15 protein-coding genes are annotated in these 23,046 nt (G+C 50.1%); 13 read left to right on the top strand and 2 right to left on the bottom strand.

The features are described from left to right. Positions 1-52 precede the first annotated feature (52 nt). From QT230_RS01465 to pgm, 11 genes are all read left to right on the top strand, one after another. Positions 53-1,117, top strand: a complete 1,065-nt coding sequence (locus tag QT230_RS01465) for a polysaccharide pyruvyl transferase family protein (protein WP_308319712.1) — start codon at positions 53-55, stop codon at positions 1,115-1,117. A gap of 1,251 nt (positions 1,118-2,368) precedes the next feature. After that, a complete protein-coding gene (locus QT230_RS01470) occupies positions 2,369-3,004 on the top strand; it encodes a heparinase II/III family protein (protein ID WP_308319713.1) in 636 nt (211 codons plus the stop codon). A 510-nt stretch (positions 3,005-3,514) separates the two neighbouring features. Beyond that, the gene (locus QT230_RS01475; RefSeq protein ID WP_308319714.1) at positions 3,515-4,918 is read left to right on the top strand and encodes a mannose-1-phosphate guanylyltransferase/mannose-6-phosphate isomerase; all 1,404 of its coding nucleotides are present in this window, start codon (positions 3,515-3,517) and stop codon (positions 4,916-4,918) included. Positions 4,919-5,039: 121 nt separating this feature from the next. After that, entirely contained in the window at positions 5,040-6,443 is a 1,404-nt protein-coding gene (locus tag QT230_RS01480; protein ID WP_308319715.1) for a phosphomannomutase, read from the top strand. Between the two features lie 58 nt (positions 6,444-6,501). After that, positions 6,502-7,320 (top strand): class I SAM-dependent methyltransferase, encoded by an 819-nt coding sequence (locus QT230_RS01485; RefSeq protein ID WP_308319716.1) that lies wholly within the window; start codon positions 6,502-6,504, stop codon positions 7,318-7,320. Between the two features lie 246 nt (positions 7,321-7,566). Next, the gene (locus QT230_RS01490) at positions 7,567-8,733 is read left to right on the top strand and encodes a nucleotide sugar dehydrogenase (RefSeq protein WP_308319717.1); all 1,167 of its coding nucleotides are present in this window, start codon (positions 7,567-7,569) and stop codon (positions 8,731-8,733) included. Positions 8,734-8,830: 97 nt separating this feature from the next. Beyond that, the gene (locus QT230_RS01495) at positions 8,831-11,890 is read left to right on the top strand and encodes a glycosyltransferase (RefSeq protein ID WP_308319718.1); all 3,060 of its coding nucleotides are present in this window, start codon (positions 8,831-8,833) and stop codon (positions 11,888-11,890) included. 54 nt (positions 11,891-11,944) lie between these two features. Beyond that, positions 11,945-14,302, top strand: a complete 2,358-nt coding sequence (locus QT230_RS01500; RefSeq protein WP_308319719.1) for a glycosyltransferase family 2 protein — start codon at positions 11,945-11,947, stop codon at positions 14,300-14,302. A gap of 37 nt (positions 14,303-14,339) precedes the next feature. Beyond that, positions 14,340-16,631, top strand: a complete 2,292-nt coding sequence (locus QT230_RS01505) for a glycosyltransferase family 2 protein (protein WP_308319720.1) — start codon at positions 14,340-14,342, stop codon at positions 16,629-16,631. Positions 16,632-16,729: 98 nt separating this feature from the next. Beyond that, positions 16,730-17,788, top strand: a complete 1,059-nt coding sequence (locus QT230_RS01510; RefSeq protein ID WP_308319721.1) for a glycosyltransferase family 1 protein — start codon at positions 16,730-16,732, stop codon at positions 17,786-17,788. A gap of 24 nt (positions 17,789-17,812) precedes the next feature. Next, positions 17,813-19,405, top strand: coding sequence for a phosphoglucomutase (alpha-D-glucose-1,6-bisphosphate-dependent) (gene pgm, locus QT230_RS01515; RefSeq protein ID WP_308320106.1), 1,593 nt, complete (start codon positions 17,813-17,815; stop codon positions 19,403-19,405). 16 nt (positions 19,406-19,421) lie between these two features. Here pgm and QT230_RS01520 read toward each other — a convergent pair whose 3' ends face one another. Both QT230_RS01520 and QT230_RS01525 read right to left on the bottom strand, forming a co-directional pair. After that, positions 19,422-19,721, bottom strand: a complete 300-nt coding sequence (locus QT230_RS01520; RefSeq protein WP_308319722.1) for a HigA family addiction module antitoxin — start codon at positions 19,719-19,721, stop codon at positions 19,422-19,424. Between the two features lie 12 nt (positions 19,722-19,733). Next, entirely contained in the window at positions 19,734-20,012 is a 279-nt protein-coding gene (locus QT230_RS01525) for a type II toxin-antitoxin system RelE/ParE family toxin (RefSeq protein WP_308319723.1), read from the bottom strand. A 311-nt stretch (positions 20,013-20,323) separates the two neighbouring features. Between QT230_RS01525 and pgi the strand changes: the two genes are divergently transcribed. Beyond that, positions 20,324-22,042, top strand: coding sequence for a glucose-6-phosphate isomerase (pgi, locus tag QT230_RS01530; RefSeq protein ID WP_308319724.1), 1,719 nt, complete (start codon positions 20,324-20,326; stop codon positions 22,040-22,042). Between the two features lie 11 nt (positions 22,043-22,053). Then, complete coding sequence (locus QT230_RS01535; protein WP_308319725.1) at positions 22,054-22,914, top strand: UTP--glucose-1-phosphate uridylyltransferase; 861 nt, start codon at positions 22,054-22,056, stop codon at positions 22,912-22,914. Positions 22,915-23,046 lie beyond the last annotated feature (132 nt).

Raw genomic sequence — 23,046 nt, forward strand, 5'->3', positions numbered from 1 at the left:
GACACATATCCACGATCTGTGTTAAAATAAACATTTTAGCTGGAGAATTAGTATGGAAAGTTTAGATCGAATCACTGGGAAAAAGCCGGTTGTGGGTTTGGCAGGTTTTTTTGGTTATGGTAATTATGGTGATGAGCTTTTTGTTACTGTCTACAAGCAGTGGTTGAGCCCTTACTTTGATTTGGTGTTTTTGTCAGATGTTTTAGATAAGCCCTATTATTCCCGTCCGATCGAAGAAATAGTAGACTCAGTTGACGCTATAATTATAGGTGGTGGGGATATAGTACAGCCTTGGGGGATGGATGACAGATATTTTAATAAGCTATTCTTGAAAAAACCAGTTTTTATAATTGGAGTTGGCGTGCCGATTCGATCTGCTTCGTCTCGAAACCCCAACCATATCGAAAAAGAATGGATTATTGACAAATACAGAAACTTCTTTAGCCATCCTTCGGTGAAAATGATCCACGCGAGAGATGACCAGTCTTCAAATTGGATCCGGAGAAAACTCAACCCGAAAGTTGCTGTAACAGAAGCACCTGATATTGTCTGTTCTATGGACTTACCAAGTGCTATCGATAGCGTATCAGAGGTCAAAACGTTAGGGGTCGTTACAAGAAGTAGGCCCAATCAGGAGGATGATTATTCAGAGATTTTAAAGGTGGCGGACAAGTGCCTGTCGATGGGCTGGAATGTTCGCCACATAATTCTGGGAACCGGTCGAGTTGGCAAGAAGGATTATGAGAATGCTGATAAACTTCGTATAAAAAAGGAGCTAGTTTATTCTGAGAGTCTTTCTGAATTAACTGAAGCTATAGGTGGTTGTTCGGCGCTTTTAAGCATGAAGTTCCATGGTACTGTGGTTGCTACGATGTATGGTATTCCTTCTATCGTAATGGTCCCGACAAATAAAAACCGAAATTTTATGAATCGTATAGGTCGATCTGACTTGCTCTCAAAGTTTGATAGTCCGGATCTTCTCCAAAAGTTTGGAGACGCACCTGAAACTATTAGCTCTGATTCGGTTGAAATGCTACGAGATAGGGCAGGACAAATCATGGAGCTGCTAGTCTTCAGGCTAATGAAGTCTTTGAATTTTGAATTTGTTCAACGATAATAACAAATTGATTTTAGTTAGAAGGAGTTTGCTGTAAAATTTTTTGTCCGTTCTGTTAGTGTAGTTCGATAATTTTATTATGGTTACTTGCATTTTTTCGCGAACCACATCTAATTTTCGGGTTTTGTCTGATATAAAGCCGTATCCTGATTAAGATATTCGCGCTCTTTAGCGTGAATATCTTATCTTTTACATACGTATGCAGCGTTCTTGACTGCAGTGCTTAGTGCGGGATAATTGCTTCAGATGTCTTGGCGATAAGATTATACTAACGTTTGATCAGTTTTTTTTGTCGACTACAACTGTTTTATGAATGAATTCTATCGGCTATTTGAATGAACTCAGATATCTGATTTCCGTTTATATGCTTCCCCTTGGGGGTTCGCTTTGGGTTAGTTCGTTTCGCTGGCCTAACCTCATCTCTCTAAAAGACATCTCTATATTAAGTTTTGATTTTGAGAATTGGGCTACCTCGAAGAAGCAGTATATAAATGCAGAAGGCATCTGATGCTGAGATTCGGTGGGGAAATTTGATTGATTTCGGTTCTGTCAGAGGGGGCGAAAAATATAAGTTGGTCGATTGTAAGATATATTTCTAACAGTTCTATTTTGGATAAAGTACGAGAAAATATGATGATGTTTTTTTCCGCACCACACCATTCCCTTTAACGCTACCGATATCATGAGGAGAGAATCCCTTTTTTCGAAAGAGTAGCGAAACAGATTGATGTGTTCGCAGCCGATAGATATTTATTTGTTGGCTTTCCAAGAAAATGGAGATTAGGTTTGGCTGCGTAGGGCGGTTAATCTTTTTCTAGATTGGGCCGAATTTCACCGATATCAGGTAACGTAAAGTCCAGGAGTATGGTTTGACATGAATGTAGGAATTAGGGCAGCTAAGTTGGCCCTAATTCTTGATCATGCTATTTTGAGCCATTGGTTGCCTGGCGTGAGTGTTATCGATATGCTTACTTGTGCAACTAACGCACACATTTTATAGGTTGTTGCGAGAGAATAAGTTATTTGAAGGAGCCGTGAGATTCTTCAGCTTCATGGTCTTCAGATACTTTCTTCAGTTGCATGGAATAGGTCGTTCTTTGCGGGGCTGGTTTGTTACTTCAAAAGGCACCAAAGAAGGCTTTGAACAAGCAGTTTGCGGCAGAAGTGGGCCATTAATATCATTGGTGGATGGCAAGGCATCTAAACGATTTAGTAAGTATATGCAGGTGCAACCAAGAGGTAACTTATTGGGTGAGAAAGATTGCTCGCCGTGCCGAAGAAATTAAGCACTTGATGACCGGGCCTGACCGAGTTCCAATGCTGAGTGAAGATTCGAAAGAAAGGAAGCCTCTAACATCAAGCCCACAGATTCCTGAAAAGCCTGACTTTAAATGTAGCCGATACCGATTTCGTTGGTTACCTCAAAGCGGTTATGCATCGTGTGAAATGATGATTCTTTGCTCTTTTTCAATTCGGTCTATCATGGGGAAGACCATACATACAGCGATGATTTGTGATTTGTATGATATTGGAAAATGTATTTTGGCCGGTGGTGGGTCAGCCAATAACGACTCAGGGCCAGTGAGGTCCTGTTTAGTTGGAACCTCCGCGCACAACACTGTTGAAACTGATGATGAGAATTACTCCTTCAAAGGTGAAGAAGTCTATGGACCAGCCCTGCGTTCAACTGATTATGATGAGTTTGGTGTTCGCATAGAATTCGTAGTCGATCACATTGCTATAGGCGTGACACATCGTAGAGCGCTTGAATTTATGCCAGGAGCAGGTTTGATCTGTGAAGACGAACTGTTGGCTGATTCTCCGCGCCTATTTCGTCAATGGTTTCATTTTGATCCAAGATGGAAGTGGGTTCACATCAAGGATTGAGTGTTCTATTGTCTGATGGATTCGTTCAGGTTCAATTATTGTGTGATGACTGTGTTCGCATTGAAGTTTTTGAAGCCCAAAAGAGACCTGCGCTTCAAGGCTGGCGAGTAAAAGTGGGACGTTTAATTTCGTCTTTCTCAGTGGCGTGTATTGGCTATGGGGCGTACCTTTTGTTAATATCCACAGTCAAATATGGAAGTTTTAGAGCTAATAGTTTGGGCCATACCCCGAGGCGTTTTAATATAAATCATGCGCCGACATGAGGTATATAAAGCCTTTTTCGAGCGATACCTCGACATTGATTTTGGTGGTATACATCTTGTGTTTCCCCAGCCCTTACTTCTACACTGGCGAAATAGTCGCAAAGCTTTTTCAATTTAGTCCTTCTTGCGTCTCTTCGGCGAGTCGATCGCTTTTTAGTGTGCTTCACCGATACAATGTTGCTTGTGAAGTGTTTTTGCTGAAATATGCAATTACTCAAACCTACTTTTTTGAAAAAACGGATACTTTATGATTTACCCTGTCGTCTTGGCTGGCGGGAACGGAACCCGCTTGTGGCCAATGTCTCGTGAGTTATACCCGAAACAGTTTCTTGATCTGGTTGGGGAGAAAACCCTTCTCCAAGAAACCTTACTTCGATTAAGTGGCTTGGAAATGGCCGCACCCCTGCTTATCTGTAATGAGGCCCATCGCTTTTTGGTGGCAGAACAACTGCGCCAGATAGATCTGCTTGATCACAACATCATTCTGGAGCCTGCCGGTCGCAATACGGCGCCTGCCATTGCTCTTGCTGCACAAACCGCATTGCCCTCGAACAAGGATGCACTGCTGTTAGTATTGGCAGCGGACCATGTGATTGTCGATGATGAGGCGTTTCGCAAAGCGGTAGCCGAAGCCACGCCTTTAGCTGAAGCTGGCGAGTTGGTTACGTTTGGCATCGTGCCTACACATCCCGAAACTGGTTACGGCTATATCCGTCGCGGAGAAGCGCAAGATCCGGCTTTCCGGGTCGAGCAATTTGTGGAAAAGCCCGACATAGCCACTGCCCAGGAGTATGTGACAAGCGGTGATTACTACTGGAATAGTGGGATGTTTCTGTTCCGGGCAGATCGCTATCTGGAAGAACTGCAGGTCCACCGCCCCGATATCCATGATCCGTGTGTTGCTGCTATGAATGGAACCGAGCGAGACCTTGATTTTATTCGCGTGAACGAAGAGTCCTTTCTTCAATGTCCATCGGAGTCTCTTGATTATGCGGTGATGGAAAAGACCTCACGGGCGATGATGGTGCCATTGGATGCAGGTTGGAACGATGTGGGCTCGTGGTCTGCCCTATGGGAACTGGCTGATAAAGATGTTGATGGTAATGTTAGCCATGGCGATGTCATTCAGCACCAATCTAAAAATACTTACGTGAGAGCAGAAAGCACACTTGTGGCGACTGTTGGTGTGCAAGATTTGGTTATTGTGCAGACTAAGGATGCCATTCTCGTCGCTGCCAAAGACCAGGTGCAGAATGTCAAAGCGATAGTGAATGAATTAAAAGCGAATGACCGCAGCGAGCATCGTATACATCGTGAGGCCTACCGCCCTTGGGGTAAATATGATTCGATTGATAACGGTAGCCGTTACCAAGTTAAGCGTATAACGGTTAAACCAAGCGCGAAGCTCTCAGTGCAGATGCATCATCATCGTTCTGAGCACTGGGTAGTCGTTTCTGGAACGGCTAATGTCACTATTGATGGTAAGACGCAAATGCTCACAGAGAATCAATCGGTCTATCTTCCCGTGGGTTGCGTTCATGCCTTGGAAAATCCAGGGAAAATACCGCTGGAGCTGATTGAGGTACAAAGCGGCCCTTATTTAGGTGAAGACGACATTGTACGTTTTGAAGATCGTTATGGCCGTTCTTGATATTTAGTAAATATGCTTGGCAACTAATAGGCAATTAATTATGTGCTTAGTTAAAAGAATTAGATAATTTAAAAATATATTGATAACCACTGTTATATAATTTTTCGTGATGGAGCTGTTGATGTCGGATTCTAAAACTGTTGCAGAAATCATTAATGACAGTGGTATTGCTTTTGGTACTAGTGGTGCTCGGGGGCTGGTTGAACAATTAACCGATGAAGCTTGCGCAGCATTTACCGTTGGCTTTATTGAAAGTTTGAAAGGTAAGTTTGATACGCAACGAGTTGCCTTGGCTATTGACCGCCGCCCCAGCAGCCCCCGAATGGCTGCTGCCTGCGCTGGCGTTGCTGAAGCGCTTGGCTTACAGGTGGAATATTTTGGGGTATTACCCACTCCAGCGCTTGCATTGTACGCTATGGGCCAGGGTATTCCCGCTATAATGATTACAGGCAGTCATATTCCTTTTGACCGAAACGGTATCAAGTTTTACCGCCCTGACGGTGAAATTACTAAGGCTGATGAGCAGGCAATTGTTAATATCAGTTCAAAATTACCTTCATTCATAGCGGGTTTACCGTCAGAATCGAAAGCGGCTGAACAGCATTATATAAAGCGCTATCTTGATTATTTCCCCGCGGATTTTTTATCCGGAAAGCGGATTGGGCTATATGAGCACTCTGCCGCTGGTCGCGATATTAATGCGCATGTACTTAAGCAACTGGGAGCTGACGTTGTTTCTCTGGGTCGTACAGAGTCATTTGTGCCCATCGATACTGAGGCCGTTTCCTTAGAGGATCAGGAACGTGGACGCGTATGGTCTGAAAAACATCAGTTGGATGCTATTTTCTCAACGGATGGTGATGGCGATAGGCCATTAGTTGCAGATGAAAATGGCGAATGGTTACGTGGCGATCTTTTGGGTCTCATATGCGCTCAGGAGCTAGGTATTGAAGCGTTAGCGATTCCTGTCAGCTGTAACTCAGCGATTGAGCTAAGTGGATATTTTAAAGAAGTAGCGCGCACACGAATTGGCTCACCCTATGTGATTGAAGGCATGCAAGCCTTAGAGAGTCGTTGTTCGCGCATTGCCGGATTTGAAGCGAACGGTGGATTCTTGACTGATGATTTACCTACTCGAGATGCATTGCTGCCCGTGCTTGCTTTACTTGCAGCGGCTGCTCGAAAACAGGTAACCGTATCAAATTTATTCTCTTCATTGCCTGAACGTTATACCTACAGTGACCGTATTCAAAGCATTGATATGGTGAAAGCGTCTAATGCTATTGATCGCTGGACTGCACAGTCTCAACTGCTGGTTGAGGAACTGCAGCTAGGAGAGTTGGGAAGTGTTAAGCATGTAAATTCAACCGATGGCCTGCGGGTCATTTTTGCACTAGGCGATATTGTACATATCCGGCCTTCTGGTAATGCACCCGAGTTGCGCTGTTACACGGAGTCCTCAGCTATTCAAAACGCTATTGATTTGAATCGTAAGTGTCTTGCTAAAATGCAGTGTTTTTGTTGAATAATTAATAATTATTTAAACCTTTACATATAAAACAAACCAACTGCGTGGAGTGAGTATGTCTGATAAAAGCAATAATCACGGTATTGAGAAACTGCTGAGAGAGATCGATAATACGCTAAAGTGGCAAAGTAGCAACCTGCACAAGAAAGTCGCAGATTTACTCTACCCACGTCTGGAGAGTCTCTTGTGGCTGGAAAAACGCTTGGCTATCAAAGGTCAGCTGCCGCCGCTTAGCGGCTGGCCAGCTGCCCCAGACTTCCTACTACGCTTGCATACTTGGGTGTGTAAACATAAACCTCAAGTCGTTGTGGAAACAGGTAGTGGCGTAACGACGCTTGTTATTGCCGATGCGCTACGTCAGAACGGCAGCGGAAAGCTGATCAGCCTTGAGCACTTGCAAGAGTATGCCGATAAAACCAATGAAACCCTTAAAGATGAGGCGTTAACCGCCTGGGTTGAGCTCAGAGTGGGTGTATTGGTGCCATGGTACGGGGAGCACTTGAACCCTGCTGATGCTGAAAAATCTTCTCGCTGGTATTCGCTTGATTTAGAGGGTATCGAGCAGATCAACTTATTGATCGTCGATGGCCCACCAGGTGCAACCTGTTTGTATGCCCGTTACCCCGCATTGCCTGCTTTTTTCGAGTGGTTGGCCCCTACCGCTGAAATTTGGATGGACGATGCCAACCGTCAGGAAGAAAAAGATATCAGTGAAGCATGGGCAGAACGTTACGGCTTTGAGTTGGAGTTGATTCCGCTGGAGAAAGGCATGAGCCGCTTGTGGCGTGCTGGGGGCGTTACGCCTGCCGCACCTTCTGCTACTGTTGATACTTCGGAGCGTTCACTCGGGCTGGATTTCTCTATCGGAAGATAGAGTTTGAGTGCTCAATGCTTGCTGTTTTGAATCATTTACCTTAGCGAACCACCAAGGTTGCTTCGTCCGCAATGCCCAAGTCAGCCGTTTAATTCTCTTCGCTTTTTTCAAAGCGCCGCCTTCCGCGTAAAGCGGAGGGTACGAACCAGTTTGCTTAAGTCGACCGGGTGCCACTGCTATTTCTCCTTTTGCACAAACAACGGGCTGCCTGGCTTTCTTATTCTTTAAATACTCAGGGATGCAAGTATGAAAATTGCAGTTGCAGGTACGGGCTATGTGGGCCTTTCTAACGCCATGTTGTTGGCACAGCACCATGAAGTCACCGCTGTTGATATCGTGCCTGAAAAGGTCGAGATGCTGAATAAGCGTGTTTCGCCGATCGAGGATGCTGAAATTTCAGCCTTTCTTGCTCGTGAAGACCTTCACTTCACGGCGACGCTGGATGCCGAGCTGGCGTACAAAGATGCCGAGTTCGTGATTATTGCCACGCCTACTGATTACGATCCTGAGACAAATTACTTCAACACCAAAAGTGTCGAAGCGGTTATTGACCAGGTGATGCGTATTAATCCAGAAGCCGTGATGGTGATTAAGTCGACGGTGCCGGTGGGTTACACCCAAGAGACAGCCGAGCGGCTAAACACCAAAAACCTGCTGTTCTCGCCTGAGTTTCTACGTGAAGGCAAGGCGCTGCACGATAACCTCTATCCCTCGCGGATTATTGTCGGTGAATGCTCTGCCCGGGGTGAAACCTTCGCGGAGCTTCTAAAGCAGGGCGCGTTGAAGCAGGATGCCGAAGTGCTGCTGACGAATAGCACTGAAGCCGAAGCCATCAAGCTATTTGCCAATACTTACTTGGCGATGCGTGTCGCGTATTTCAATGAACTAGACTCTTACGCCGAAACCCATAACCTTGATGCAAAACAGATTATTCAAGGCGTGGGCCTGGATCCGCGTATTGGTAAGCACTACAACAACCCTAGTTTTGGTTACGGTGGCTACTGCTTGCCCAAAGATACCAAGCAGTTGCTAGCCAACTATGAAGATGTGCCAAGCAATATGATTCAGGCCATTGTCGAGGCTAACCGTACGCGCAAAGATTTTATTGCGCAATCGGTGTTACGCCGCAAACCTGAGGTGGTGGGTATTTATCGGTTGATCATGAAAACTGGTTCAGACAACTTCCGTGCCAGTGCCATGCAGGGGGTTATGAAGCGCATCAAGGCAAAAGGCATAGAAGTGGTGGTCTACGAACCCGCGCTTAATGAAGAGAAGTTCTTCGGCTCTACCGTAATGCGTGACTTTGATGCGTTCAAAAATAAGTGCGATGTGATTTTGACCAATCGCATGGTTGATGAGCTAAAAGACGTGACGGATAAAGTCTACACCCGAGACCTATTTGGTAGTGACTGACCATCCTGCGGGTAGCGTGTATTGCTGCTGTCAGGGTATCTAGTGGGGTTTTGCATTGTGCAGGCCCCATTTTTGTTTTTTTATTGGTTGAGGTGGAATGCTCTCTTTTTTAGCTAACTGCTGGCGTCAATTCTTCTCTTCGCCTGTTGAGGTGGCACCACCATTACCAGATACTGCCACTAAGGCGGAGTTTGACGCTGAATGGTACTTGGCTGCCTACCCGGATGTGGCACAAGCAGGCGTTGATCCTTGGGAGCATTACCAACGCCATGGGGCGGAGGAGGGCCGCTTACCTAGGCGCAATCGTGCGCTTGCCTGGGATCATGCGCTTTGGCGTGGTGCCCATGCGGTTATGCTGCCAAGGTTACACGCGCTGCTTGATGATGCTGCCGCCAGTGCCGATGAGCAGCGTGACGCACGTTGGGCACTCGCCCGTTGGTTTGCTTGGCAGCAGCAGTGGGAAAAGATAGCCACCTGCCTGCTGCCGCAAAGTGACCCTAGAAGTGTGCTCACGAGGGTAGAGCACCCACGCATGGCGTTGCTGGCTGTAGAAGCGCTCTGTCGGCTTCAGCTTGAAGGCAAGCTGCCCGGTACGTTTAGCAGTGCGTTACCCACGTTACTGGATATGCTTAAGCAGCGTTTCCCTGACCAGGCAGATACGTATCTTGCGGATGCGAATAGTCTGCTGGTCAAACAGGCCAGCGATAAACCCCGGCTGGAAGTACTTAACCATCTGTTTACTACCCATGGCCTAAGCCCCATTGCCCAGCAAAACACGGCTGCGCCTTTAGCACTAGATAACCTAACCCTTCACCCCTCACAACTCACCATTCACCCCTCACCATTCACCATTCACAATTCACCACTCACAATTCACCCCTCACCCCTCACCACTCACCCTTCACCCCTAATCTCCGTCATCGTGCCTCTTCACAATGCAGAGCATACGATTGGCACCGCACTGCGTAGCCTGTTTGAACAGCAGTCCGTGCGCCTGGAAATTATTGTGGTTGATGATGCGAGTGAAGACAGCGGGGCTGAAGAGGTTGCTAAGTGGCAGGAGAAGGCGCCGGAGCATGTTGCGCTAATGGTGATTCAGCACGCTACCAACCAGGGCGCTTATGCGGCGCGTAATACTGGGCTGGTAGCGGCGACCGGCGATTTTATCACTACCCACGACAGCGATGACTGGTCTCACCCTCAAAAGCTGGTTACCCAGTGGCAGGCGTTGGAAGCGAACCCCGCCGCGAAGGCGTGCCTTTCGCACTGGGTACGGGTAACGCCTGAACTACTGTTTCACCGCTGGCGGTTAGACGATGACGGCTGGGTGTACCCCAATATCTCCTCGCTGATGCTGCGCCGTGAAGTGATCGATACACTAGGTTTTTGGGATGAGGTCAGTATCAATGCGGATACCGAGTACCGCGAGCGCGTTGAGGCGGTGTTTGGTATTGGGGGTATGATTATCGCGCTGCCTGGCGTTCCGCTCGCCTTTGGCCGTGCTGATGAGGGGTCGTTGAGTCAACACTCTCGCTCGCATTTGGCTACTCAGTTTGCCGGGTTGCGCTACCGCTACATGCAGTCTGCACGTCGTTGGCATGCCAGTGCTAAAAGTGCCCAACAGCTTTATATGCCCCAGTACCCTGAGCAGCGCCTGTTCGTAGCGCCTCCGGTTATGCTGCGTGGCACTGGCTCTGCACAGGCGCGCTTTACTGAGGTTGATGAGGTTAGCGAATCATCGCTCTTTGAAGCAGGCTGGTATTTAGAGCGCTATATCGATTTGCAGCAGGCCAGGGTCGAGCCGTTAGAGCACTTTTATACCGCTGGCGTGGTGGAGCGGCGAGACCCTGGCCCGCATTTTTCGTTATCCGGTTACTGTCGGCGTTACCCTGAGGTGGTGGGCTCCGGTCAGCACCCGTTAGCGCATTACATGATGCAAGGGCACGCGGAGGGGCTAGAGGCGCTGCCTATCTGGCAGGGCGAACGTGAATTTAGTAACCGACCCACGATTATGCTGTGCGCGCACCAGGCGGGCGCGTCGCTGTTCGGCGCTGAGCGCAGCCTGTTAGATGTACTGGATGCGATGGGCGAGTTGCAGTGGAATGTGATTGTCACGCTGCCCGAGGCCAATAACGTGGCGTATGAGCAGGCGCTGCTAACCCGCTGTAAGGCGTTGGCGGTACTGCCTTATGGTTGGTGGCAGGTGGGCAGAGCGCCCGTCAGCGCTACCGTCGGATATTTTCGCAACCTGATACAGCGCTACTCAGTCAAAGCGGTGCATGGCAATACCATTGTGTTGGATGAGCCTTATGTGGCGGCTAAGCTGGAAGGCGTGGCAACGCTAACCCACGTTCGCGAATTACCCGCCCATGATGAAGCGCTGTGCAGCCTATTAGGTGCAGCGCCAGAGCAAATAGTAGCGCATGTCCACCAGCATGCCGATGTCATCATGGCTAACTCCCACTGCGTTGCTCGTGCATTTGAGCGTAACGCCATTGGCGACAATCGCTCTCCATCGCTTTGTGTGGTGCCCAATACCATTGAGATGGCGCCGCTGTTAACACTACCGGAGGTGGCGTTTGATGCGCCTCATCGCGAAGGCGTTATCAGAGTGGGTATGTTGAGTAGCAATATTGCCAAGAAGGGCTTAACTGACGTGGAGGCAATGGCAGTGCATTTACAAACGCTTGCCCCTAACGTTGACGTTGCCCTTTTTGGTACCCATACCACCGCTATTGAGGCGCTACTAAGACGGCAGGCGCAGGGCAATGCACCTGCTAATATTACCTTTGCCGGTTATGTTGGTCAGCCCGCCGAAGCGCTTGGGCAGCTCGATATCGTGGTGAACCTCTCACGCTTTCAAGAGTCTTTCGGACGTACTGTTTTAGAGGCCATGGCCGCCGCGCGGCCGGTCGTTGCTTATGACTGGGGGGCATTGAACGAGCTAGTGGTTGAGGGAGAAACCGGTTTTCTGGTGCCCTTTAGTGATCCATTAGCGGCCGCGCAGCGCGTCGCCAAGCTTGCCAATGCCCCGGGGCAGTGCCGTGAGTTGGGGCAAGCGGGCCGCAAACGAGCACAAATCTGCTTCAATGCGGTTAAACTGCGAGATGCACTGGTCGATGCATATCGCCTTACCCGCGTATCTGAGTTTATTTAATGTTAGTTAGTGCTTTTATTTACAACGTTTATTGAGAATTGTTAGGGGTTTTATTTGAAGCTTGCAATTGCTGCTATCGTCAAAAATGAAATAGATAGTTTGAATGAGTGGCTGGCATATCACCTGGCGGTGGGCGCTAGCCATTTTTTAATGGCGGACAATGAGAGTGACGATGGGACATACGAATTGTTGGAGTCGCTGGCCCAAGCAGGGCTGGTAACACTGATTTCAGTATCCAGTGAGGATGGGCCGCCCCAGTTACCTGCTTATCAACAGTTACTTGAAAAGCGGCCTAATGATATTGATTTGGTGGCGTTTATTGATGCCGATGAGTACTTGTTTCCGACCATAGAACCCGAGCCCCCAGGGAAGCAATCAAACTCGCCGTTATTGGACTGGTTGGCAGAGCAGTTTGCTTCACCGGAGGTTGGCGCGTTAGCGCTAAATTGGGCCTGCTTTGGCTCCAACGACGCTAAATTTCGTGATGAAGGGCTGGTGATTGAGCGCTTCACCCAGCGCGCTAAGCAGTCGTTTGGCCCCAACCATCACTTTAAGAGCATTGTTAGGCCCGCCTATGTCAACGAGTTTGCCAACCCCCACTATGCACGCCTAAATCGTGGCTGCTATGTGAATGCCCTGGGCCAGCCAGTTGAGCCCCGCCTGGATAAACAGGGCGACCCCCGCATGGGGTTAAGCGAGCAGATTGTTTGGGAAGGTGCTCGAATTAACCACTATCTGGTTAAATCGGTTGAGGAGTTTGTGCTGGGTAAGTCGAAGCGGGGTAGTGCGGCAACGCCCAACTATCAGAAACAGCGTGAATATTTTATCCGCCATGATCGTAACGAGGTTGCCTGCCTGGGCGCAGCGGCGTTAGCTCCCAAAGTTGCCCAACAACTGCAGTGGTTGCAGCAAGTCGTTGCTGGTTCTTTAGGCGCAAAGCAGCCGCCCATTAGACAAACTGCTGTTTTAAACAGTGCTAAAGAGGCTACCAATAGCTCTAAAGCCAGTTCTGGCTCATTTGATTTGAAACGCTGGTTGAGGCGTCGCTTAACGGAGGGGGCAGCGTCCACTCATGACAGTGACGATTTGCCGCTAGAGCGCTGGTCGCTTGATTACCCTTCCGAGCAACGCGGTTCACGGTTTATACCGTCAGGGCGCGTGGTGCAGGGCTGGCTACTACTGCCCGAAGAGCTAAAGGAGATGCAGAGCCACGTGCAGATTATTGCCGAGTGGCAACCTGCTTTCGAGCTTTGCCATCCGCTTGAAATTGATCGCCCTGATGTGATTGAGAACATATTAAAGGTGTCTGCTGACCGGCACCCTCAGCGAGTGTGTGGTTTTCGTTTTACCGTGCCGCCGCAGCTAGCTAAGTTTCGATTATGGCTAGCAATAGACGATCAGCGCCGGCTGTTACAAGAAGTGAATGTTGATACCCAGGATGTGCAGCCGGCGCAGCAATTAAAAGTGCTCAAGGGCAAGCAAGGCTGGCTGTTTCTGGATAACGATACCAATGGCAGCGTCGACCAGTTCATGGGCAGAATGCGCTTAACCCAAACGGGCCTTGAGGGATGGAGCGACTACCTGGGTCAGGTTTCCGAAACGGCAGCAAACACGCCTTGGGCACTGCTGGTAGCGCCTTCTAAAGAGAGCGTGATGGGAGCGAGCTATCATCCTCGCAAAGAGGGTGAATCTGGCCCTCTACATCAGGTGCTAAGCTTAAATGCGGCCAAAGATATCGTTTACCCAGTGGAGAAATTAAAAGCCTTGGGCGATGACGCTTTTATCCCCACTGATACCCACTGGACGCATAAAGGCGCACGAATGGCCACCATAGCCCTTGCCGAAAAGCTCGGCATCGAAAAAGGTACGTGCGAAACGCTGTTTAAAAAAGATCGCTATAAGCAAAAAGAGATGGGCGGAGACTTAGGCAATAAGCTCACGCCTCAGCAGCGCTCTAGCGTCGATGTGCTGACCTCGTTTAGCCACTCGCGTTACAAAACCTACGATAACGGCCTACCTAATTTTGGTAGGCTATTAGTCATCGAATACCCTGATGCCCTGATGCCAGGCACCTGTCTGCTGTTTGGCTCCTCTTCTAGTTCTTCAATGTTCAATTATCTATGTCGTGTTTTTCAGCGTTTTGTGTTCGTTCACAGCGCTGGCAACATTGATCCTGACGTGGTCGCAGCGGTGGCGCCTAGCTACCTGGCGGCGCAAACCAATGGACGTTTTGTCGTGCAGGTGCCCTCGGCTAGCCACTCTTTGGAGGAGGTGATACGTCAAAAGAGTGAGCAGCTTGATGAAAAGGCGCTTGAGGGGGTAAGGGAAAAGCGTATCATCGCCTCCGATGATTATTTGCAAGCGATTGGGCTGCTGCCATGGGAAAAAACCTGCAGCGCACTTATTAAGTGAAAGTTGCCTTGAAACTGAATAGGTTAGGAATTGAGGTATGAGGCAACACATCGCCAGTTATAAAGATAAGCTCGCTACGGTTTTCAATAATGAGATTCCCGCTTTCTGGCGCAGGAAGTCGCTACTTCGTGTTGAGCAAGCTCAGCCGCTTGATAGTGCTATCGCTCTTGAGGCTAGTACTCATTGCGTTACCGTAGGCGAAAAACCCTGGCCGGGCTGGAATATGCTCGAAATAGATGGCCTGGGTGGAGATGCGCACGGTGCGGCAACGGTGTTTATCCATACGGCTAATCGGATAATCGAGTCATCGGTTTCGTTGCGCCCTGGCAAAGTGACTAAACGCATTTTATGGGTGCCGATGGGGGTGAAGAAGGTTTCTCTCTCTTTTTTGGCCTCAGTAAGTGCGCTGGCAGAGGCAACCGTTGAGTGGGTGTGGCTAACCCCATGGTTTGCTCATGACCGTTTGGCGCGGCGGTTGATCAATAACCACGCTAACTATAAAGGCATGCGGTTAAGCCAAGCGGTACGTTCGTTACACGTTGAATCGGTGGCTCAAGCCCGCCGTTGGCGGACGTTGGCCCTAGCCGACTACGATCAAACCCACGCGAAACAGCATGTTGATGATGACTACACGCGCTGGGTGGCCACCACCGAGAAGGCGGCAAACGAAGACCCCGCAAGAGTGATTGCTGATTTGAAGTCCGCACCGCTGTTTTCACTGGTGATGCCGGTGACGCTAGCAGACCTTGAGCATGGGGAAGCGCCGTTTCTCGACACGATCTCGTCATTAAAAGCCCAGAGTTATTTTTTCTGGGAAATCTATATCGTGCTCTCTGCCGATATTTCGGACGAGCAGCGGCAGAGCCTGGAACGCTCTATTCCAGCGACTAGCCGTATCAATGTTATCCATAGCTATCATCGCGAATTTGCGCATTTGGATCTCCAGGGGTTTGTCCAAACCCAAGGCGATGGCGTCATGCGCATAAGTGTGGGTGACCAACTTGCCCATGAGGCGCTGTGTAAATTAGCCAAAGCGTGGAATAACTACCCGGAGGCGCAGCTCTTCTACGCCGATGAGGATTTTCTGAGAGCAGATGGGGAGCGCTGTTATCCGGCTTTTAAGCCGGACTGGAACCCTGATTTACTGCTCTCGACCAACTATATCGGCCGTGTGGCGCTCTACAAACGGCGTTTATTATGGCAGTTGGAAGCAGAGCAGTCTGAGCTATTGGGTTCGTTAACCAATGCTGCTGCGGTTGATTATGCGCTGGCACTGACGTTTTTCATGTGGCATAGCATTTATGGCACCCCTCACTCTGTCTGCCATTTACCGTTAATGCTTTACCATCGAGGCACTGCGCTGCCACGACCGCTTCTTCAAAACGACGCCGTTAAGCTGGTGCAAAACGTACTGGCGCAACACGTTTCAAGCGTCGAAGCGAACGTACGCCCTGGCTTGACGGCTACCTCTGTGCGCATTGAGTGGCCAATTCCTTCTCCAGAACCATTAGTCAGCTTACTGGTGCCTACTCGTAACGGTGTCGATATTCTGCGTCCGTGTGTGGATGCGATTTTGGAGCGAACGTCTTACCAGCACTTTGAGCTGCTCATTCTGGATAATGAAAGTGACTGCCCTGAAACGCTGAGCTATATGGCCGAGGTGGAAAAGCGCGATAGCCGTGTGCGAGTGCTGCGCTGGAATTATCCGTTCAATTATTCAGCTATCAATAATTTTGGGGCGGCTGAGTCCCGTGGCAGCATTATTGGCTTGATCAATAATGATGTTGAACCCGTTAATGAGCATTGGTTAACGGAGATGGTTAGCCAGGTCAGCCGGGCTGAAATCGGCTGCGTCGGCGCGAAGCTCTATTACCCAAACGGTATGTTGCAGCACGGGGGGGTCATACTGGGTTTAGGTGATGTTGCAGGTCATGCCCATCGTTTTTTCCCTCGCCATAGCGAAGGCTACACCGGGCGATTAAAGCTGGTTCAGAATTTATCTGCGGTTACCGCCGCTTGTTTGCTGCTGCGTAAAAGTGTTTTCGATAATGTCGGCGGGCTGAATGAGGCGGATCTTCGTATCGCCTATAACGACGTCGATTTGTGCCTGAAAGTCAGAGAGGCCGGTTACCGCAATTTATGGTCACCGTTTGCTGAGCTTTATCACCATGAGTCGATTTCGCGCGGGGCCGATGATACACCTTCCAAGCGTGCGCGCTGGTTAAGCGAAGTGAAGTACATGCGGCGAACCTGGGCCAAACAGCTTGATCACGACCCGGCTTATAACCCCAACCTGACACTTGTGCATGAAGATTTTTCGTTGCGATAGAGGGTGAATGGTGAATGGTGAGTGGTGAGTGGTGAGTGGTGAGTGGTGAGTGGTGAGTGGTGAGGGGTGAATGGTGAGGAGTGAATGGTGAATGGTGAATGAATAGCCACTTGGACTGGGTTGTTCTTAGCGATGGCGCGCGGCCTACTGAGGATATCTATTTTTATCAATCCGCCGCTCCTGAGCTTGAGAAAATGGGCGTAATAACTGAGCGCTTTCCTGTCTCTCGCTCTTTTGGCGCTGCTTTGCTTAAGGGGCGCTCTTTTAAGCGCCGCTATGCGGGCGTTAACCTGCTGTTATGCCGTTCACTGCCATTGAGCTGGCTGCGCTGGTTAGAGCGTCATCGCAATGCGTTTGGCTATATTGTTTACTTAATTGATGATGATATTTCCGCTGCCGCCAGTGACAGCACATTGCCCAGCGCGTATCGCAAGCGTATGGCACGAATTGTCAGTTTGCAGCCGCGCTTGCTGGCATTGGCTGATGAGGTGGTGGCGTGCAGCGATCAATTGGCAAGCTACTTTACCCCGCGCCATTCTAGTGTTTCGGTATTAACGCCACCCTTATTGGCACCGTTACCAAGCCATGACCACTTTATTTCTTCACCTTCTGCACAGAATCCTTGGCAAATAGGCTTTCACGGTACGCGGGCGCATCTCCACGATTTGCTGCATATCGCGCCTGCCTTAGAGGCATTGCAACGGCAACGCGACGATACCCAGCTTGAAGTAATGCTGGGCCAGCATAGTCCTAAACAGTTGGCAGCGTTGCCACGGGTAAAAGCCCCGGCACCGCTATCGTGGCAGGCGTTTCAGCGGTACCAGCGCCAGTGCCGCCTAAATATTGGTTTAGCGCCACTATTGGCAACACCGTTCAACTATGGGAAGTCGTTTATTAAATTCCTGGATATTGCCGCGATGGGGGGGGTTGGCATCTACTCCAATCGCTACCCCTACACTGAGGTAGTGCGTCATGGCGAAAACGGCCTGTTGGTGGAGGATTCTACCGCAGCTTGGTTGGATGGCTTACGCCAGTTGCTGGATGACCCGGTGGCAACGGCGCGGATGGCCCGGCAGGCTGCGATAGATGCTCAACGCATTGGCAATCCTAATTTCGCAGTGCAGTTTTGGCAGGCTCGCAGCGGTGAACATGTTTAAACTAGAAAAGAGGTAGCTATGACAATGGAAGCCATTTTAAAAGCGTTTTATGAACAGCAGCCGAGCGCCAACGCTCCCAAGGAGCGCGTGGCGTTTGGCACCTCTGGCCACCGTGGCCGTGCCATCGAAAGCACCTTTAATGCCGCGCACATTTACGCCATTACTCAGGCGGTGGTCGATTATCGGCTTGAGGCGGGCTACCAAGGACCGCTGTTTCTGGGCTTCGATACCCACGCGCTTTCGCGCCCCGCCTGGGAGTGCGCGCTGCAGGTGCTGGCTGCTAACAGGGTGCCGGTGTTTGTTGAGAAAGATCATGGTTATACCGCCACGCCTTTGGTGAGCCAGGCGATTCTGCACCACAACCAGCCTCAAGATCAGGCCGTGCCTGACGTTGCACTGGCGGATGGCTTGATTATCACGCCTTCGCATAATCCACCTGAAGATGGCGGCATTAAGTACAACCCGCATCACGGCGGCCCAGCAGACACTGATGCTACCGGCTGGATAGAACTACGCGCCAATGCTTACCTGCTGCGTCAGCTAGAAGATGTGCACACCGTGTCTGTTGACGAAGCAATTGCCCACGCCCAGGAGTACGATTTCACGGCGCATTACGTGGCTAAGCTAGGCAGCGTGGTGGATATCGCCGCGATTCAGGAGGCCAACCTGACTCTGGGTGCCGACCCTATGGGTGGCACGGCATTGCCGGTTTGGCAGGCGATAGCGGCGCACTACCAGCTGAATCTTGACGTAGTGAACACCACGGTGGACGCAGAGTTTGCGTTTATGCCGCCTGATCATGACGGCAAAATCCGTATGGATTGCTCGAGCTCTGCGGCGATGGCCAATCTGCTCAATGTTAAAGACCGTTTCGATATTGCCTTTGGTAACGATCCGGATGCTGACCGCCATGGGATTGTCGATGCCAACGGCCTGATGAACCCTAATCACTTTCTGGCTGTGTGCATTGATTACCTGATGACGCACCGTCCCGAATGGGCTGCGTCGCTGAAAGTCGGTAAAACACTGGTCTCGTCTTCGATGATCGACCGGGTAGTGGCTTCACACCAGCGCGAGCTTTATGAGGTGCCGGTAGGCTTTAAGTGGTTTGTGGATGGCCTACATGAAGGCTGGCTGGCGTTTGGCGGCGAAGAGAGTGCTGGCGCTAGCTTGCTGACCCGAGACGGCAAGGCGTGGTCGACCGATAAAGATGGCATCGTGCTGTGTTTGTTGGCAGCGGAAATCATGGCCGTTACCGGTAAAACGCCTAGCGAATATTACCGCACGCTCACTGAGCGCTTTGGCGAACCTTTCTATAAGCGCGTGGATACCGCCTGTTCACCGGAAGAGAAGGCGGCATTCAAGGGCCTAACTGCCGAGAGCGTCACTGAGCAAACCCTGGCAGGCGACGCGATCACCGCTGTGCTGGTTAACGCCCCGGGAAATGACGCCGCCATCGGTGGGATCAAAGTCACCACCGAAAATGGTTGGTTTGCTGCACGCCCCAGCGGCACCGAGTCGCTTTATAAAGTTTATGCCGAAAGTTTCAAAGGCGAGCAGCACCTAAATGAGCTGATAGACAACGCCAAGGCGCTGTTAGCGGGGGTGTTGATATGATACTACAACAGCTCCATCACGCCGCGTGGGGCTCAATCTCCCGGGCCACCTGGTCTGCCTTGGAGATCTGAGCCTGACGAAGCGCATACTCTGTTTGCAGGTTTAGCCAGAAACGCTCACTAGTGCCAAAGTATCGGGCAAGCCGCATCGCTGTATCTGCCGTAATGCCTCGGTTTTCTCTGACAATTTCATTCATCCGGGTTGCAGGAACATGCAGTGCCTTAGACAGCGCGTTCACGCTCATTTCAAGCGGTTCCAGATACTCTTCCCGAAGGATCTCTCCTGGATGGATGGGGCGCATACCATTACGATTCATAGCGCGTTCTCCTTAATGATAATCAACAATTTCAACGTCTTCCGGACCATCATTCGTCCACCGGAAGCACACTCTCCATTGCTTGTTAATGCGGACGCTGTGGTGACCTTCACGATCTGCAGTCAGAGGCTCTAGCCGGTTACCAGGTGGAGACTTCAAGTCCTCCAGCGCCTCGGCTGCTTCAAGCATTATGAGCTTGCGCTCTGCTACGGCTTTGATTGCGGAAAAACGTCTGGTTTTACCCGTTTCAAATAAGCGCTGAGTGTCCTTGCATCGAAAGCTTTTGATCATGGTTATCAAAGTATACCGTTTATCGTCAAACGTCAAACGTCAAACGTCAAACGGTTTCGTAGCGAGTGGTAAGCCTACGGCGTACCCCAGCGGCGGCCCGGCGCGGGTGCAGCGCGAAAGCGGTGCCAGAAGGGTGCAGTGTGTGAAAATGTGGCATGGGTGTGCGTACCTCATCAGGAATATTTTACGTACTTCTGTGGCTTCATCTTGCTGTAAAATATACAGTTAAATGTAAAGCTAGGTTGGCTGGCCTGGCGCTTGCTCGGAAAGAGTAGCGGTTATTACCCAGCCATCATCAAGGAGGATAGATCATGAATGCTCATCTTAATGCGGTTAATAGCCGCCTTTATACCCCTCTTAATGCGTTGCAAACCCACGCGGAACACCTTCAAGCACACACGCTGAGTGATTTGATTGGTGGCGATTCTGCTCCTGCTCGTGAGCGTTCCCGTGCGCTGGCATTTACGTTTAATACACTCCATTTGGATCTCAGTAAGCAGCGGGTTACCCAGGAAACCCTTTCATTATTGACTGATTGGGCACATAGCTGTGGCGTTGAAGAGCAGCGTAACGCGCTATTTGCTGGGGCTAAAGTGAACATCTCTGAACAGCGAGCCGCACTGCACATGGCGGCGCGCTGGCCAGCATCTGCGGTTCCACCTAAAGGTATGGAAGATGCTGCCGCTTTTTGTCAGCACCAGCGATTACGCTTAGCGGAGATGGTCGAGCGTTTACACCAAGGTGAGTGGTTTGGCGCGACCGGTGAGACAATCACCGATGTGGTGCATATTGGCGTGGGCGGCTCGGATTTAGGGCCGAAAATGATTAGCGAGACGCTAGCAAGCCGCCCCAGTCAGACGCGCATTAATCTCCATTATGTGTCGAGCATGGATGGTGCTCAGTTATTACCGCTGATGGAGTCGCTAAACCCCGCCACTACGTTGTTGGTATTGGCATCTAAATCGTTTACTACCGCAGATACTCAGTTCAATGTACGCACGGCCTTGGCGTGGTTAAGCGATGGGCTGGAAATTGACACGCCCACGGTATGTCGTCATCAGCTTGTCGGGGTTTCTTCTAAACCTGAGAAGATGACCGATCTTGGCATTCCTGACGCGCATCAATTGGTCTTTAAAGATTGGATTGGCGGGCGCTTTTCGCTGTGGTCGCCGATAGGTGTTAGCGTGGCAATGCAGCTGGGTATGGCGAGTTTTAATGCGCTGTTAGAGGGCGCGCACGCCATGGATCGCCACTTCTTGGAGGCACCATTATCTGAGAATATGCCTACCCTGATGGCGTTAGTCGGCGCTTGGAATTGCCAGTTTCTCAATATCTCCACTCATGCGGTGCTGCCTTACGATGGGCGGCTGAAAAGTTTGCCGGCTTATTTGCAGCAGTTAGAGATGGAGTCAAACGGTAAAAGTGTTCGCCTGGATGGCTGCTCGGTGACTCATGCAACCTGCCCAATTATCTGGGGCGATGTCGGGCCGAATGCGCAACATGCATTTTATCAACTGCTGCACCAAGGTGGGCATACCGTTAGCGCAGATTTCGTCGCTGTCGCTGAGCGCGAGGGAGGATTTTCAGATAATGTTCAGGCGTCTTTGGTGGCTCAGGAGCAGCTAACTCTCGCCAACTGTTTGGCCCAGGCGCAGCTTTTTGCATTAGGCGATGATGCAATACCTCAGGGGTTACGCGGGCATATGGCCCAGGGTTATCGCGGCAATCAGCCTAATTCGCTGCTACTTTTAAAGCAGCTTGATGCTTGGAGCATAGGCGCGCTATTAGCACTCTATGAACATAAGGTGTTTGTACAATCGGTGTTGTGGAGTCTTAACCCATTCGATCAACCAGGCGTCGAACTAGGAAAAAAGTTGGCAAACAGCCTTTATAATACGCTTGCGGGGGATGATTCTGAGCAGGATGTCGTGCAAGATCCCAGTACCGAGCAACTACTACTCAAAATAGCTGAATGGCGCCAGTCGCCTAGCCATAGCAGCCTCTCAACACACTATTGGAAACAAAATTAAGGAAGTCACTAATGACGCAGGTGCGTAAAGCGATAATTCCGGTAGCGGGTTTTGGTACGCGGTTATTACCGATTAGCAAGTCGATCCCTAAAGAGATGGTGCCGGTAGTTGATCGCCCGCTGATTCAGCATGTGGTGGAGGAGGCGCTGGCAGCCGGTATCAATGAAATTATTTTAGTGACCCGTACAGGTAAGTCTTCCATTGAAGATCATTTTGATGCGCATGCAGAGCTCGAGGATTCTCTGGCCAAAAAAGGCAAAGATGCTTTGCTGGAAACCTTGGCGGCTATTGCACCGCCTAGACTGAAAATCACCAGCGTCCGTCAGCCGAACGCACAAGGTTTAGGCCATGCGGTTTTTTGTGCAGCGCATTTGCTGGGCCAGGGTGAACCCTTTGCGGTTATCCTGCCGGATGTATTGGTAAAACCGCAGGCGGGCAGTGACGTTTGTGATCTTGGCGATATGGTGTCGCGCTGGGATGCGAACAGCGCAGCCCAGATCATGGTGGAAGCGGTTCCGGAAGATGAAGTCTATCGCTACGGTATTGTGGATTGCGGGAGTAGCGAGCCGAATGCCGGTGAGAGCGCCGATATGCGAGGCGTGGTTGAGAAACCCAAGCCTGAAGACGCGCCTTCACGTCTCTCCGTTATTGGTCGCTATGTGTTGCCTTACCGCGTGATGGAGCTGCTTAGCAACCAGCCTCCCGGAGCCGGTAACGAAATTCAGCTGACCGATGCGATTGATCGTTTAATGCAGGAGGGCAGCTCAGTGCAGGCCTTTCGCATGAATGGTCGCACTTTTGATTGCGGTCATATTGAAGGCTGGCTGAAGGCTAACACTCTCCTTGCACGTGAAGCAGGATATGATGTGTAGTTAAGACTATAATACGTAAGCTAAACGAGAGGGCAGGTGGCTTTCAGCTATCTGCCCTTTTGTTAGATAGAAATTAGATATAAATTTAATAGAGATTAGATAGATCAAGCATTAGCTCAAGATTTACTAATT

The organism is Halomonas sp. SpR8 (assembly GCF_031010195.1).
In the GTDB taxonomy this organism is placed as follows: Bacteria; Pseudomonadota; Gammaproteobacteria; order Pseudomonadales; family Halomonadaceae; genus Vreelandella.